Source organism: Nostoc sp. C96 (assembly GCF_059384975.1).
This window is the reverse complement of record NZ_CM182020.1, coordinates 3,839,375-3,854,621: the sequence shown is the minus strand read 5'-3', so window position 1 is coordinate 3,854,621 and position 15,247 is coordinate 3,839,375. Positions and strand designations below refer to the sequence as shown.

Annotated in this window: 13 protein-coding genes; 3 read left to right on the top strand and 10 right to left on the bottom strand. The window is 41.4% G+C overall.

Features of this window, described 5'->3' with window-relative positions:
- Window positions 1-345: 345 nt before the first annotated feature.
- The 8 genes from AC504W_RS16390 to AC504W_RS16355 all read right to left on the bottom strand — a co-directional run bounded on the left by AC504W_RS16390 (window position 346) and on the right by AC504W_RS16355 (window position 9,153).
- Window positions 346-1,080, bottom strand: a complete 735-nt coding sequence (locus AC504W_RS16390; protein ID WP_494873351.1) for a hypothetical protein — start codon at window positions 1,078-1,080, stop codon at window positions 346-348.
- A 128-nt stretch (window positions 1,081-1,208) separates the two neighbouring features.
- On the bottom strand, window positions 1,209-3,293 hold the full coding sequence (locus AC504W_RS16385; RefSeq protein WP_494873350.1) for an S-layer homology domain-containing protein: 2,085 nt from the start codon (window positions 3,291-3,293) through the stop codon (window positions 1,209-1,211).
- A gap of 153 nt (window positions 3,294-3,446) precedes the next feature.
- Complete coding sequence (locus tag AC504W_RS16380) at window positions 3,447-4,382, bottom strand: alpha/beta fold hydrolase (protein WP_494873349.1); 936 nt, start codon at window positions 4,380-4,382, stop codon at window positions 3,447-3,449.
- 19 nt (window positions 4,383-4,401) lie between these two features.
- The gene (locus tag AC504W_RS16375) at window positions 4,402-4,908 is read right to left on the bottom strand and encodes a DUF4112 domain-containing protein (protein ID WP_096578074.1); all 507 of its coding nucleotides are present in this window, start codon (window positions 4,906-4,908) and stop codon (window positions 4,402-4,404) included.
- A 134-nt stretch (window positions 4,909-5,042) separates the two neighbouring features.
- Window positions 5,043-5,951: a YihY/virulence factor BrkB family protein gene (locus AC504W_RS16370; protein WP_494873348.1), complete on the bottom strand. Its 909-nt coding sequence runs from the start codon at window positions 5,949-5,951 to the stop codon at window positions 5,043-5,045.
- A 190-nt stretch (window positions 5,952-6,141) separates the two neighbouring features.
- Complete coding sequence (locus AC504W_RS16365; protein ID WP_494873347.1) at window positions 6,142-6,807, bottom strand: glutathione S-transferase family protein; 666 nt, start codon at window positions 6,805-6,807, stop codon at window positions 6,142-6,144.
- 129 nt (window positions 6,808-6,936) lie between these two features.
- Window positions 6,937-8,061 (bottom strand): aryl-sulfate sulfotransferase, encoded by a 1,125-nt coding sequence (locus AC504W_RS16360; RefSeq protein ID WP_494873346.1) that lies wholly within the window; start codon window positions 8,059-8,061, stop codon window positions 6,937-6,939.
- Between the two features lie 54 nt (window positions 8,062-8,115).
- Window positions 8,116-9,153, bottom strand: a complete 1,038-nt coding sequence (locus tag AC504W_RS16355) for an NADP(H)-dependent aldo-keto reductase (protein ID WP_494873345.1) — start codon at window positions 9,151-9,153, stop codon at window positions 8,116-8,118.
- A 780-nt stretch (window positions 9,154-9,933) separates the two neighbouring features.
- On the opposite strand from AC504W_RS16355, the gene AC504W_RS16350 reads away from it, so the two are divergent.
- From AC504W_RS16350 to AC504W_RS16340, 3 genes are all read left to right on the top strand, one after another.
- Window positions 9,934-10,188 (top strand): RRXRR domain-containing protein, encoded by a 255-nt coding sequence (locus AC504W_RS16350; protein WP_096578064.1) that lies wholly within the window; start codon window positions 9,934-9,936, stop codon window positions 10,186-10,188.
- 192 nt (window positions 10,189-10,380) lie between these two features.
- Entirely contained in the window at window positions 10,381-11,493 is a 1,113-nt protein-coding gene (locus tag AC504W_RS16345; RefSeq protein ID WP_494873344.1) for a sulfonate ABC transporter substrate-binding protein, read from the top strand.
- An 86-nt stretch (window positions 11,494-11,579) separates the two neighbouring features.
- Window positions 11,580-12,401, top strand: a complete 822-nt coding sequence (locus AC504W_RS16340; RefSeq protein ID WP_494873343.1) for an NADPH-dependent oxidoreductase — start codon at window positions 11,580-11,582, stop codon at window positions 12,399-12,401.
- Between the two features lie 110 nt (window positions 12,402-12,511).
- Here the strand turns inward: AC504W_RS16340 and AC504W_RS16335 are convergent, their stop codons facing one another.
- Window positions 12,512-12,859 (bottom strand): KGG domain-containing protein, encoded by a 348-nt coding sequence (locus AC504W_RS16335; protein ID WP_494873342.1) that lies wholly within the window; start codon window positions 12,857-12,859, stop codon window positions 12,512-12,514.
- A 193-nt stretch (window positions 12,860-13,052) separates the two neighbouring features.
- Window positions 13,053-15,044, bottom strand: a complete 1,992-nt coding sequence (locus AC504W_RS16330) for an ABC1 kinase family protein (protein ID WP_494873341.1) — start codon at window positions 15,042-15,044, stop codon at window positions 13,053-13,055.
- Window positions 15,045-15,247 lie beyond the last annotated feature (203 nt).

Here is a 15,247-nt window from a genome sequence, read left to right as displayed (position 1 = left end):
CGGCTGAATTTATTGATAAAAATGATTTTACTGATGACTAAAATCTTTGTAGAGACGTGATGGAGCAACATCTCTACACGGATTTATATCTCAATTCAGCAATATTCAGAAATTTAAATAATTGAAAAACTGATTTTGCTATAGACAAATTAAACTGATTACTTAATTTTTTAGTAAAAATTAGTATAAGTTTAATTTAAAAACAAATAAAATTTTATTTATGGTTACAGGTGCGATCGCCTGTTGAATATTCAAAATCGCACAAAAGACTTATACCTACAATTTTATCTATGCAGGTTCACAATCACAGCAGAGACACAAATTTAAAATTTCCTAGTGTGAGATTTACCAACTTTGTTCAAGTTGTTTATGAGACGAAACCTGTTGGGGCTTTTCGTGAGAAATCGCTTTGAGTTTAGAGGTGAATGACTCGGAGCGATCGCTTGTTTGGGGCGTAAAGCGGTCAATTGGAGGATGATTGACTGTAGATGTCAGCAGTTTTGCCTGTTTGTCAGGGTTTGATGATGGAAGATGACTGGGAAGCATTGGTTGTGAATTCAGCCTGGGTTTAACCTCGGTGGCTGGAAGGCTCAATGTTGAAGATGCCAAAATGTTTTTGACTCGTTGACTATCTACTCGGCTCGATAATGTCTCTGTTCGTTTGTAGCTTTGCTGATATTTATCATCAACAGCAGACGATGAGTGTGTTGTTGCCAAATTGGCAACATTCGCTACATTTTCTGAGCTAATATCTTCTTGAGCAGGTGGTAAGGCTGGTGTAGTCAGCGCCGTTAATATTTCTGGGAATTTGCTACAAATCAGGCGTTCAAATTCCATATTGAAATGATATATAGGCTGCTGTCGGCGTTGCCAAAATGCCATAATTTGCTGTACAGAAATGGCTTTATAGCGACCTTGATAAAGCGCTTCAATGACTGCTAGGTGCAGCCAATCTAGAGGATATTGATTTTGCCAACGGTTAACTAGCTCAGTGGCACTATAGCCGCTGAGGTCGAAACTGTAATGAATAAGTAGAGCAGCTGCCAATTCGGCAGAAGTTTCTGGCGTTTTGGTAAACATGGGACTATTGGCTTGCGGCAACAGGTATAAATTTTCGACCCATCGCCTATAGCCTAGCGTGTTTTTAGCTATAGGGTTGGTAAACAAGAGTTTCCAAGTGGATAAGCAGTGTTTTTCATTTTACTTGGTCAACTCTTGGCTGTCGAAACAATATAGGGGGAATTAATATTTGGTGTGCGGTTAATAGCTACTAAGGCTTGATAAACCATTGCAGCTACTTCCGCCCTTGTGGCTTCTCGCGTTGGGGCGAGTAAATTGGGCTGGGGATAGTTGACAACAATTCTTTGTTGTGTAGCGGTTGCCACCGCTTTTTGGGCATAGTCAGGAATAGTATTACTGTCAGTGTAAGGAAGTAACATATTGCTTTGGGCTGCGGGTAAGCCGAGACCGTTGACCAGAGAAACAATCACTTGTAATCTTTGCACATTTTGATCGGGGCGGAAGGTGCGATCGCTAAATCCACTCACAAAGCCACCACTTGCCGCAATTTGTAAAGCTTTGTATGCCCAAAAATTCTGGGGTACATCAATAAATTCAATGGCTGGGCGTTTGGGCGCGGGGTTAAAAGCCGCCGCCACTAAAGCTGCATATTGGGCGCGAGTCATAGGTTTATCTGGCTGGTAGCTACCATCAGCGAAACCGTGGGTTAAATTCAGGCTGGCTAAGGCGCGAATAAATGGTTCCGCCCAGTGTCGGTTTAAGTCGGCGAAGGTGGGAACTTCGGCATCAGGACTGACAATATAAGGTGAGGCGATCGCTTTTTCTTTGCTGTTGGCGACTAATGCCTGATATATTAAGGCGGCCATCTCACCGCGGGTAATGTCTCGCAGTGGTTCTAATCGGTCAGATTGGGGATAGTTAACAATGATGAGTTTTTGTGTAGCGGCGGCGACTGCATTAGTAGCATAACTGGGAATTTGGGCGCGATCGCGGTATACACTCAACACATTCGGAGTGCCACCGCCAAATTTTAAACCATTAACAATAGATACAATCGCCTGTACCCTGGTGAGATTATTGCCTGGGCGAAATGTCCCATCAGGAAAACCGCTAATAAATCCAGCATCCGCCGCACTGGAAATGGCTGAAGCTGCCCAAAAATCAGGTTTTACATCAGGAAATTTGCTAGATTTGCTGCTGGGTAACTGAAAGGTTTTCGCCAGCACAGCCGCATATTGGGCGCGAGTAATTGGGGCGTTTGGGCCAAAAGTGCCATCAGGAAAACCACTAATTGCGCCTCGACTGACTAAGGCTTGCACAAACACCGCCGCCCAGTGTCCCACTAAATCAGGAAAACTGCTACTCCCAGTAACTATTCTCGGACTATCTTCGGTAGCGGCAATAAAATTTACCTGTCCTTTAACTAAAGTCGGATTTAACTGATTACCTGCGGAAATGAGGGGTTGGGCGGTAGCATTTTGTAAATCAAACTCGCCATTATCTTGAAAGATATTCGCGCCAGCATCTTGGCTATTACCTAAATCTGGCATAGCATTCGCATTGACTAACAAACCACCTTGGGCATTTTTGATAATTAAATTTTGCCGTAATACCGGACGAGCATCACGAGACAGTGCGATCGCGGTACGATTTTCTGATAATTTATTATTGGCAATTAATGGGGCGGCTGAGTCGGTAACTGCTATCCCCAAAGGATTTTTTTGAAAAGTGTTGCGTAAAACTTCCCCTTTACTATTACGCGCCATAAACAATCCACTAGCAGCATTTTGAACAAACACATTATCTAAAATCGCTGGTTTGGCATTACCTGTCGTAAATATTCCTTCCCGTCCACAATTAAGCAACGTATTGTTAGCCATGTAGGGAATTGATGATTCTATCCACACCCCAGTGCCTTTAGGAATAGGATTAGTCAAACTCACACCCATCAGACTGGCATCACCCAGCAGCAACAACGTAATATTCTGTACACCAAAACTTGGGCTTTGATATTCCCCACCCCCAGAAATGATAATTCCTGCACCTTTATTAACTTCATTACCAATAACTGTTACACCCGCAGTCAACACCAAGGGAAACTGTTCACCGTTAGCGGCGCTATAAGTGCCAGGTGCCAACTGAATAATTATCGGTGTTGTGGTTCTTAACGCACGGGTGAGAGTTTTAAACGGACTCAACCGCGAACCATCATTTGTATCTTTGCCTGCTACAGGGTTGACATAGAGTGTGGCCACGAGGGTGGAGTTTACCATTGGTTGTTGAGCTGCAAGTGTTTAAATGTCACGGCATGAATAATAACTTATCGCAGGAGGCAGAATAATTTGAGATTTTAAATTTTAGATTTGGAATTGGTTGATGAAAAATCCCAAATCGGACTTACGCAAAAAACTTTGTCATCTTCTGGTTTAAACAAAATTTGTTTCTTGTAAAAATTCGATAATTGCCGCATTGATCACTTTTGCTGAACCTGTTGAAGCATCATGATAGCAATCAGACAGAATTTGCAACTGAGAATTGGCAATACAGCGATGTAGTTTTTCGCCATGACTAGCAGGAAACCAACTATCTTTATCACCCCATAAAATTAGTGTGGGACACTCAATATTAGATAGCTTGTTTTGAATTCTACTCAGCATATTCGGTTTATTGCTTTGCAAGTTTTCAATCTCTCGCGCAGCTAGTTGTAAATCTTCGGCAACTTTTACCAAAGTACCGGGAATTTCTGTAAAAGGATAAGTTATCCAATGCACATCTTCTTGGGACAAAATTGATGGGTCAAATAGCACTCTACGCCGTTCGATCGCCATGATTTCTCTAACTAGAGGTGCGAATAAATAAGCTAAACGTAATGAATCTATTGTTTGTAAAACTTCTATTGGAGTCTGAGCCAAAATTGACATTGCCCAATGGGGTAAGCGGTCGGCGAAAATCGGTACATTAACTACTACTAACCGTGCTACTAATTCTGGCTTTTCTTGCGCTAGGGCTAAAGCAACTAACCCACCTAAAGACTCTGCCACAAGCACAACAGGTTCATCACATAATGCTTGAATAATGCGATCTAATTCAATAACTTGATGCCCATCATGTTCTCGACGCAGGCAAGGTTTTTCAGAAAATCCAAAGCCTTTAGCATCAAAACAAATTACTCGAAAATATTTTGATAGTGGTTCAACACTATAACGCCAGTTATAGCTCCAGCTACCCATACCGTGCATTAAAATTAAGGGCTTACCTGTACCTTTTTCTCCATAAGCAATTTGTACAGGATATCCTTGAGCATCAGTAATAATTAAACTTTGTCGCCCTTGCGGAAAAGTTGCTTGCCACCAATCTTTCATTCTTTTACTAATTTAATATCTAACCACCAGTTATTACTCGCCACAGAGTGCTAATTAATAGCACTGGTATTGTAATTAAAACAATGCCTAGTAATAATAAGCCTAATAAAACTACTAACACAAACCAAGTGTCTGCTTTGTGTGTACTGCGAGGAACTTTTAAATGTTCTTCTAATAGTTTGAGATTATATTCGTTGGATTTCCAAGCAAAATCAAACAAGTCTCCGGCTACAGGTAAACTACCTACCAAGCTATCAATGATGATATTCAAGATCATTCTGCCTAAAGTAGCTTTAGTAGCGCCTAATCGTGCGGCTTCTAAGATGATGTAGCTCGAAAATACCAATCCTATAACATCACCACCCACAGGTAGTAGCCCCAATAGTGGATCTAAACCTACACTAATTTCTGTGCCGGGAATAGTGATGGCTTTATCCATAACGCGACTTAACTGGCGCAGCCGCCTCAAGGAAGGTGCTTGAGCGTCAGGATCAATTTGAGGAAACCGTGAGGAAGAATCAGGCATTCAAGCGATCGCTTCTTTGATGTTGAACCGTTCAATATTTTACTGCTGCTGGGCAATTTGACAAGAGTTTGTCCTAATACTTAATTTACAAGTGCTGAGTCAATGGTCAATGGTCAAGGGTCAATGGTCAATATTCATTTGTTCTTTTCCCCAGCTTCGTGGCTTCCTACTTTCTGGTAGTGCATATCTTCGCCAACAATCACGTTTAATTGATTGCCTATGAGTAAAACAGCAGCACTCATCCATAGCCACAACATTAAAACGATGACAGTCCCGACTGCACCATAAACTTTATTGTAGTTGCCAAAATTGGCTACATAAAGCCGAAACAGTGATGAGAGTATTGCCCAAAAAATCGCGGCTAAACTTGCTCCTGGCATAATGGGTGTACCGGAATTCCACACACTAGGCCCATAGCGATAAATAAAACTAAAGGCGCTGGCAACAATACTTAAACTCACAGGCCAGCGTAACAACTGCCAAAGGTGCTGCAAGAAAAGTAAAGAATGATGCTCATGCACCACTATAGTCAACACTAAGTCACTGACAAAGACTAAAAACGAAGCCAACATCAACAGTACAATAGTACCAAATGTCAAGCCCAAGGATATCAGTTTAGCTTGCCAAAAAGGGCGGCTATTTTGTGATGGAGTTTGATGGATTTGATCAAATGCAGTCATCGCCGTACTTACTGCACCAGAAGCAGTCCAAATAGCGATCGCAAAACTCAGAGAAAATAAACTACTATTCTTAGAATGGGCAATTTCTCTACTGGCAAAGTCCCGAATCAAAATCAGTGCTTCTTCTGGTGCAACTTGACTCAACAAAGTTGCCATTTGCCTAAAGGTATCTTGTAAAGATTCTGCCAACAAGCCGATAGCCGTGAGTACTGCCAAAATAGCCGGAAATAAAGATAACATGGCATTGAAGGCAATTTCAGCCGCCAGTCCTAATAGTCGTCGTTCGATTGTCCGAGCAAAGGTTTTTTTGAGGGTGCGCCAATTAAGATGGCGAAAAAAACGGACAAAACGCGGCTTTGGCATAACTAACTATTAAGTCTTCACAAGCACAATGTCACAATAACTCATAGCAGGTGATAGGTTACAGGTTACAGAGTTAAAAGTTTACTGGTGTCTAAGTTTTATCATCTATCGATATATATATCAAAGAGGCGGGAAAATTTAGAATTTCCCCGCACCGATGTTATCTAATGATTTTTAGTTCAGAAGATAGCTAGACAGCTACAGGTGTAGCGAATTTAGCATAACGCTCTATGTAAAATTCTTTGGGATTAGCGATCGCTTTTACCGATTCTCGTTCTTTGAGTGCATGTTTCCACTGTTTCAGACGGGCAAACTCCGCTGGTAGAGGAAAATCACGGTATTTTTTCAGGGCAGCCCAGCGCTCAAACCAAGGGAAAAAGGTGAAGTCTACTAAACTTACAGATTCACCAAACCAATAGGGGCCGTCTTTCGACAACTTCCCGAATGCTTCATTTTCAATGAATTCTAGATGTTTGTAGAGTTCTTTTTTCGCTTCTTCTTGTTTTTGCAGATCTGGACTTCGCAAGAGGCTAGAAAAAGCTGGCACAAATCTAGTATTTGCAAAATCAATCCAGATGCGGGCTTGAGCTTTACCTATAGCATTGTTGGGTAGAAGCGATGGGTTGGGAAATACCTCATCCAGATATTCATTAATGACAGCAGATTCCCAAACGCGGCGATCGCCATGCACCAGTGCGGGTACTTTTCCATAAGGGGAAATATCTGTAAATCCCGCAGGTTTATTCTGCAAATCAATTTCAATCAAATCAAAGTCGATACCCTTTTCTTGCAGTACCAGACGAGAACGGTGAGCAAAAGGACAAACGACGGCACTATATATTTTGACTTCAGCCATGTTGATGTTCCTTTGTGAATAGGAATTTTTTAGCCGGCTTTGAGATGCTTTCATCCCAAATCTGTTAATTAGACAGAGACAGAAAAACTTTCTTACCTTCTGCCTTCTACCTCCTGCCTCCTGCCTTCTCTACAGCCAAGGCACTTCTTCAGGTGCGTAACGGAAGGCGCGAAAAACTGAATTCTGCTCTCCACGAGCTACTAACGACTTCTCTCCAGGGACGTTACGAGCTGCAAAATGTGGGTTGATGTATTCCCAAACTAGTTCCCCTTCTTCAGTCACCTCAAAGATGCGTCCATAAGCACCTTCGGTAATCAACGTGTTGCCATTAGGAAGGCGTTGCGCTCCTGATATGTATGAACTAAAGAAGTTGTGCGGAGGGCTATCTGTATATTCCCAAACTATTTCTTGAGTTTGGCGGTTCACTTCAATCACACGGGAGAAATTTAACGCTGTGTGACGACGATGTGCGCCGTTATCAAAAATCAAGATATTGCCGTTGGCTAATTCGTTAGGAAAATGCTGCTGTGCTAGTACGTCATCCCCTAGTGTCCAGATGATATTTCCAGTTTGGCGATCGATAATAGCGACTGTGGAAATATTACGGAAGCTCACGATAATATTGCCATCAGCGAGTTCGCCGACAGTGTTACCGTGAGTCCATTCATGGCGTTGGTCTTGGGGAGTAATGACAAACTTTTCCGGGTCGAGGTGTTCGTAGGCGTGCCAAGTCCAGACAATTTCGCCTGCGGGAGTCACTTCGTAAAGTACATCTGCATAGATATCACCATCTGCTTCTGTTCCCGCTACACCGCCTTTGATGCGCGGAACCAGAGATTGGGGAATCTTTTCAATGGCTAATAAAATTACATTCCCATTGCGGAGTTTACGCCCATCATGATGATGGTCTGGATGGTGATATTCCCAGATGATATTGCCTTTGGGGTCTACTTCTAAAACCACACCACCTTTAAAGGCTGACCATAGAGGGAAGCGTGGGGGAATTTCTGGTGTCTTACCGTTATAGAAAAGATTGCCATTGGGTAAGAGATAACCATATAAACCTGGCGGATAAGGTAGGTTCCATTGATGTACTACTTCTCCTTGCAAGTTCAAAAGATAGACTTCTCCATCACCTGTTAGTGGTGTAAAGAGTGTATATCCTTTGAAGGCTTTCTCCGGATTATAAGCCTTTAAGCCAGTACCCCGACGGCGGATAGTATTTTGTTCAACAAATGTTTTGGCGATCGTCATATTCTACCTGGGAAATTGCTCATGTTTAAATTCAAATCACAGAATTCAAAACTTTTAAGGTGCTGGGTTGGGATGTTGAGTGTTAATTGCATCCAACTCTGCCAAAATCTCTTTACTGAGAACTAAGTTCACACTTTCTAGATTTTCTTGGAGTTGTTCTAAGGTTGTTGCACCAATAATTGTGCTAGTCACAAACCAGCGACTCCGCACGAATGCTAAAGCTAGTTGTGTGGGACTAAGTTGATGGCGTTTAGCTAGTTCCACATAAGCGGCTACTGCTTCAGTCACTTTAGGTTTCAGATATCTTTGACCAAAGTTTTCAAACAATGTAATTCTTGTATTTTCTGGTTTGTCGTTGAGATATTTACCAGTTAAAAAGCCAAATGCTAAAGGGCTATAAGCCAATAAACCAATGTTTTCGTAATAAACTGCTTCAGCTAAAGCTCCATCAAATACTCGATTGAGTAAGTTATAGGCATTTTGAATGGAGATAACTTTTGGTAATCCTAATTGTTTGGCAGCATTACTAAATTGTGTGACTCCCCAAGGAGTTTCATTACTTAACCCAAGATAACGAATTTTTCCGGCTTGGATGACATCAGCAAAGGCTTCTAGTTGTTCTACTATGGGAACTGATGGTTTAGCTTGGGTGGGGTCAAAAATGGTCTGACCAAAACGTGGTACATAGCGGTCGGGCCAGTGAATTTGATAAAGGTCTATATAGTCTGTTTGCAATCTTTTTAGACTATCATCTACAGCTTGTTTAATATTATCGCGCTCAATTGCATCTGCTCCTCCACGTAACCATTTAAAGCCACGTCCTGGGCCAGCTATTTTAGTAGCGACGATCACTTTATCCCGCTGCTGATGTTTTAACCATTCGCCAATGTATGTTTCTGTAAGACCATAGGTTTTTTCGCTAGGTGGCACTGGGTACATTTCCGCAGCATCAATGAAATTAACCCCATGAGCAATAGCATAGTCTAGTTGTTGATGGGCTTCTTCAATACTGTTTTGCCGCCCATAAGTCATAGTGCCGAGGCAAATTTCCGAAACGTTTAGATCACTTTCACCTAATTGATTGTAACGCATGTTTTTGTGTTATTTTTTGATGGTTTGATTGTAAAAAGATTCCTAGAATATTTCTTGTGTTAGATTGTTGACTTTTTCATTTAATGATTATCACTGTGATTATGTCAACTGTTAATGTTTTGATATTTCACCAGTGAATAAAACATAAATTAACCTGATATATTTTTCAGGATTTGATGTTATAAACTCAAGTCGAAAGTTTACATATAGCTACTCAGGATAATGGCTGTTATTGGATGATTTGTTAAGGCTTATCTTATAAGCTACTATAAATCGGTCTATTTACCGTAGATTGTACCAGAAAGTTATAGAGATACTTCAGTTACAAAAGTTTATATAACCTGAGTAGGGCTAAGAATTTTGCCTTTTTGACTCCTCTAGCAGACTTGTAAGACAGATGTTTCCTGTATTTGAAGGAGCTTAGGGATTGACTATGGGTCTTTTCCATTCACAATACTCTGTCAATTAGCTTGCTTTTTCGATTTGCCTGTGCTAACTTTTGCATGTACTCTATACAACGATAAGTCGCTCGATAAACCGTTGTTAAGGACACGATATCACAGCTAAATGGGCGGTAATTTTCTAAGGAGAGTGCTGGAGTTCACCTCTAGCCTCTCATGTTTCTTCTGAAAAACGGTAGTATGCAACATCACACAGATAGCACAATAGCTTGTGGATGACTCCGAGGCTGGAATAACTAGGCTATGGATTGAGAAAATGCGATCGCACTTTTGTGATTAAGAAAGCTTAGTAACTTGACCTGAAACTATTTTTTAACTTATGACTAAAGTTTTAATTCTCGATGCTGATCAACAACCGCTATCTCCGGTGCGTATCAGCCATGCAAGGACATTGTTATCTCAAGGGAAAGCATCTGTTTTCCAACGATATCCCTTCACCATTATTTTGAAAGAGTCTTTTTCGCAAATTAAACCAGAGCAACTTGGCTTTACACTTCAACTGATTGCCGTTAGTGCCATAAAAAATAAAACGAGGATTGATATGAGTCCCTTTTCTAAGCGTGGTAATCGATAACGCAGAACTCAGAGAATTCAGTCTGGATTTTTTCTAGCTTCTGAATTATTCCGCCAAGATTTTTATATGGGAAAACAGGGGAGTTTGAAAGTTATCACTCCTGATATTTTGTGAACTTCCCCTAATTTAATAGTATACAACTGTAACTCTATAGATTTATAGTATTTAAAAAGATTTGGAGAAACATTTTTGATGATTAGCTTGATATATCGCTACTTAATCGCTAGGTGGCGATCGCTCATTCAATTTAGCAATATTTCATTACCTAAATTCCGCTTTCATTATGCGCCTTTACCCATCACAGGAGCTTTCATTACGGGTCTTTGTTTGAGCTTGATATTTGCGGCTTGCTCATCACCATCAAATGTTAATTCTGCCAATAGTAATGCCAATCCAGTTAGTGATTCTGCACCTCCAGAAGCGAAAATTGTCAGATTTGGTTATCAAAAATCACTGATTTTATTGAAGGCTAAAGGAGTATTAGAAAAGCGGTTTGCACCAGAAGGTAAATCGGTAGAATGGATTGAATTTCCCGCAGGGCCACAACTACTAGAAGCAATGAATGTGGGTAGCATTGACTTTGGTCATGTAGGAGAATCACCGCCAATATTTGCCCAAGCCGCAGGTGCCGCATTGACCTATGTTGCTGGTATTGCTCCTAGTCCAGCGGGTTCAGCAATTCTTGTCCCAGAAAATTCTTCAATTAAGCAATTGAGTGACCTGAAAGGTAAAAAAATTGCCTTTCAAAAAGGTTCAAGCGCTCATTTATTACTAGTTCAAGCTCTGCAAAAAGGGGGAGTGCAATATAGTGAAATTGAGCCAAAATATTTACCACCATCAGATGCACGAGCAGCATTTGTCAAAGGTAGTGTAGACGCTTGGGTAATTTGGGATCCGTTTTATGCAGCAGCACAAGAGGCAACTAACGCGAGGGTTTTAGTTGATGGCACAGGTATTAATAAACAAGGCGGATATTATTTAGGAACCCGTAAGTTTGTCACGGAAAATCCCCAAACTGTGAAGACAATTCTAGAAGAAATTCAAAAACTCGAAGAATGGTCACAACAGCATCGAGAAGAAGTAGCACAAACTCTTGCACCTGTGTTAGGTATTGATTTAGCAACCATGCAAAAGGCAACCAGTAGACGTAGTTTTGGGGTAGTGCCAATTGATGACAATTTGATCAATTTACAACAACAAGTTGCAGATACCTATTATCAATTGAAGTTGATACCTAAACAGGTGAATGTCAGAGATGCTGTATTAACCAAAGAACAATATGCAGCATTTTCACCAAAGGTTTAACACAAAAAAATCAGAACTTAGGAGCCAGAATTCTATTACTGAATTCTGTGCAACTATTAGGTTAAACTTATCCTCTATCATTACCTATGAGCAATCCTACAGAACTATTGCGATCGCGCTACGGTGAACTTCCTTTTAATTCTGAAATTAATTGGAATGAATCACTCACAACATTGCTATCGCACCGTTCCATCCGTTCTTATCTCAGCAATCCTCTACCGCCAGGAACCCTGGAAATCTTGGTGACAGCGGCTCAGTCTGCATCTACTTCTTCAAATCTGCAAACTTGGAGTGTGGTAGCAGTCGAAGATACCCAACGCAAAGAAGAACTATCTAAGTTGGCGGGAAATCAAGCACACATCCGACAAGCACCTTTATTTTTGGTTTGGTTAGCAGACTTGGCGCGGTTGAGTTATGTAGCTGATAGTCGCGGCATTGCCCACGAAGCTCTAGACTATTTAGAAATGTTTGTGATGGCGACTGTTGATGCTACCTTAGCTGCACAAAACGCCACGATCGCAGCTGAATCTCTCGGCTTGGGAACAGTATACATCGGCGGGATTCGCAACCGCCCCGAAGAAGTAGCACAAATCCTCAACTTACCTTCCTCTGTATATGCGGTGTTTGGGTTATGTGTGGGTTATCCAAATCCCGAAGTGAATGCGGCCATTAAACCGCGCTTACCGCAATCAGCCGTACTGCATCGGGAAACTTATAAATTAGCCGAACAAGATGAAGCAATCGCCCACTACAACGACATCATTAAACAGTTTTATACTGAACAACAGATGAATATTGCTGGGGATTGGTCACAACATTCATCAGAGCGCATTGCAACTTTAGAATCATTAAGAGGACGCGATCGCTTACGGGAAGCCTTAAATAATCTTGGTTTTCAGTTACTGTAAAAAGTTAAAGGTGTAGGGGTCTAAGAATGCAGAAGAAAAAAACCCTTACACCCTTATACCCTTACACCCTTTATAACCACTAGTCTTTGTGTACAAGTCCTCACAAGAAACTATTTCTTCTTGTTCTTGTGGCTTTGGCGACCTGCTTCAGCGTGCTGTTCGCTTGTACCACCCTGAGTACCCTTTGATTCAGTATCTTCTGTATCGTCAGCGTCATCTTGTTGTTTCTTACGACCACCGCCGTGAGAATGCTTTCCACCTTCACGACCAATTTCGGCCATGTGTTCTCTATCTTGGCTGACAGTTTCGCCACCTTTACGACCAGCTTCACGAGCTTCTTCGGAAGTGAATTCGTGAGCAGTACCTTTTTCATGAGCAGCGTGTCCGCCTTTGCTGGCGATTTCGCGTTGCTTATCTTCATCCATAGAAGCAAAGCCGCGTTTGCTAGTATCTGACATAATAATGCTCCTGGTAATGAACTATAGTTTTTGACTTTTGCAGTCAGTAAAAACTTTTAGTTGATACACGTTCTCAATTTAGCTATCTAAAAAGCAGCTTTCATTGGCCATAGGAGAGAATCATGTCAGACCAAGCCCCCACTTAAGATATATAACCTAAGTTATTGAGGATAACAATTGAATTGCAGACTACTTAAACATTAACTTTTTCTCTTGGGGTTCTGATTTGTTCAATATCTTCTGCTGCTAATAACTCCCGAATTAAATGTGCTAAAGACTTCTGCACCAAACGCGTCCCAATTTGCTGACCTAAACGCTGCACACCAGGGTTAACTAATAATTGGGCAAACTGAGGAGCCATTTGTACTGGGTCAAAACCACGGGTTTCTTGAAGAATTTGCAAAATGTTTTTCACATGCTCTAAAGTCTGTTGTTGTTCGACTGTTGCGGCTTGTGTTTCGTTAACTGCTGTTAAACCTACCCGTTCGCGGAGTAAGTAGGTGAAGTTGTGCAGCACATTTTTACTTAAAGCATTAACTCCGTTGACGAATTCATCTACTAATCTGTCACGAATAAATGCGCCACGTTCCGAAGAGAGAAAATCTAAACCTTGATTTAAAACTAAATTAAAGTCGTAGTCTTCATTATTGCGGGCATTGCGTAACAAATTTTCTAGGCGATTCCAGCGGAATTTGCCTTCTTTAAATAGTAAATCTCGCAGTGATGTTCTTAATTGGGGTGCGGGGTCAGTTAACAGACGTTTGGAAACGTAAGGGTAAGCTTCACTGAGAACTTTGAAGTTAGGATCGATAAAGATTGCAATTCCTTCCAATGTCACCAGAGAGCGAATAATTAAAGCGTAGTAGGGAGGAACGCGGAAGGGATATTCATACATCAACGCTGAGAGTTCATCGGTGATGCTTTTAATGTTGAGTTCTGCTACACTCGCACCTTGAGCATCAGCAAATACTCTGGCGAATGCGGGGATAATGGGCGTTAAATCTGTGTCTGGTGTTAAAAAGTCTAGTTTGACGTAATCTTGGGCTAAACCTTCAAAATCACGGTTGACGACGTGAACGATCGCCTCAATTAAACCATATCTTTGGGGTGGCTGAATCTCGCTCATCATCCCAAAGTCGAGATAAGCTAATTTCCCGTCTGGGGTGGCTAATAAATTACCTGGGTGCGGGTCGGCGTGGAAAAATCCATGTTCTAGTAGCTGTCGCAAAGAACACTGCACACCAACTTCTATTAAATAACGTGCATCTATGCCTTGAGCGCTAATTTCTGCTGTCTGGGTTAATTTTGTCCCGTTAATCCATTCCATCGTCAGGACGCGACGATTGGTATACTCCCAGTAAATCTTCGGTACGTATATGTCTCTAATATGACCATATAATTGAAAAAAGCGCTCGGCATTTTCACCTTCATGGATATAATCCATTTCTTCAAAAATGCGATCGCCTAATTCATCTAAAATTCCCACTAAATCACTCCGCACCCGTTTGACGTTGTGTTGTACCCAACCAGCGATGCGGCGCAAAATATACAAGTCAATTGTAATTCTTTCTCTTAAATCAGGACGTTGGACTTTAACGGCAACTTCTTCACCTGTTTTGAGTTTGCCTTTATACACTTGTCCCAAGGAAGCCGCCGCAATGGGTTCAACGGAAAGTTCTGTATAAATTTCTTCTGGTGCTGCGCCTAGTTCTTCCTCAATAAACTGGTAAGCAATTTCATTCGGGAAAGGCGGTAATTGGTCTTGTAATTTAGTTAATTCTTCTAAATAAACAGGTGGTACTAAATCGGGCCTGGTGGATAATGCTTGACCTATCTTGATGTAAGCAGGCCCCAGTCGCGTCAACAATTCTCGCAGTTGCACAGCGCGGCGACGATCATTTTTAACAACTTTTCCCCGTTTACTATCCCACCACACCCCAAAAGCAAAGGCTAGAGTTGGTTGCAATACCGTAGCAATTCGCTGCAAAACTTGTAGCGGTCTTTTTCGATAATGCGCCGCAACATCTAAAGGATTGTACTTGATCGCTTCATACTCGGCGTTTTGGATTAACTGACTAGGCGTTCTGACAACCAAAGCTTGTGTACCATTGTCTGATACGACTTCAGTCTTATGTAGTTCGCCCTCAATCGTTTGGGAAGTTCGGGGAAGTGTCTTAACCATCATGAAGAAAGCCACCAGTCGAATGGAACATGTTAAGTATTGTAACAATATGTTTAGCCATCAACATCCCTAATATTGGGGATCAGCTTAATTAGCATTTTCCGCATAAGAATGTTGTGGCTACTACTACTCAAAATATTTATTTACACCAGCAGAGGCAAAGACTAGGTTTGCTACACTGAAGACGTACTAGTTCCATTTTAAGT

What these genes read in the sequence shown, in the direction of transcription:
- AC504W_RS16340 (WP_494873343.1), top strand. Translation starts at nt 11,580, where the DNA reads ATGAGCAATCCTACAGAACTATTGCGATCGCGCTACGGTGAACTTCCT.
- AC504W_RS16335 (WP_494873342.1), bottom strand. Translation starts at nt 12,859, where the DNA reads ATGTCAGATACTAGCAAACGCGGCTTTGCTTCTATGGATGAAGATAAG.
- AC504W_RS16330 (WP_494873341.1), bottom strand. Translation starts at nt 15,044, where the DNA reads ATGATGGTTAAGACACTTCCCCGAACTTCCCAAACGATTGAGGGCGAA.
- AC504W_RS16355 (WP_494873345.1), bottom strand. Translation starts at nt 9,153, where the DNA reads ATGCGTTACAATCAATTAGGTGAAAGTGATCTAAACGTTTCGGAAATT.
- AC504W_RS16380 (WP_494873349.1), bottom strand. Translation starts at nt 4,382, where the DNA reads ATGAAAGATTGGTGGCAAGCAACTTTTCCGCAAGGGCGACAAAGTTTA.
- AC504W_RS16390 (WP_494873351.1), bottom strand. Translation starts at nt 1,080, where the DNA reads ATGTTTACCAAAACGCCAGAAACTTCTGCCGAATTGGCAGCTGCTCTA.
- AC504W_RS16365 (WP_494873347.1), bottom strand. Translation starts at nt 6,807, where the DNA reads ATGGCTGAAGTCAAAATATATAGTGCCGTCGTTTGTCCTTTTGCTCAC.
- AC504W_RS16350 (WP_096578064.1), top strand. Translation starts at nt 9,934, where the DNA reads ATGACTAAAGTTTTAATTCTCGATGCTGATCAACAACCGCTATCTCCG.
- AC504W_RS16345 (WP_494873344.1), top strand. Translation starts at nt 10,381, where the DNA reads ATGATTAGCTTGATATATCGCTACTTAATCGCTAGGTGGCGATCGCTC.
- AC504W_RS16360 (WP_494873346.1), bottom strand. Translation starts at nt 8,061, where the DNA reads ATGACGATCGCCAAAACATTTGTTGAACAAAATACTATCCGCCGTCGG.
- AC504W_RS16370 (WP_494873348.1), bottom strand. Translation starts at nt 5,951, where the DNA reads ATGCCAAAGCCGCGTTTTGTCCGTTTTTTTCGCCATCTTAATTGGCGC.
- AC504W_RS16375 (WP_096578074.1), bottom strand. Translation starts at nt 4,908, where the DNA reads ATGCCTGATTCTTCCTCACGGTTTCCTCAAATTGATCCTGACGCTCAA.
- AC504W_RS16385 (WP_494873350.1), bottom strand. Translation starts at nt 3,293, where the DNA reads ATGGTAAACTCCACCCTCGTGGCCACACTCTATGTCAACCCTGTAGCA.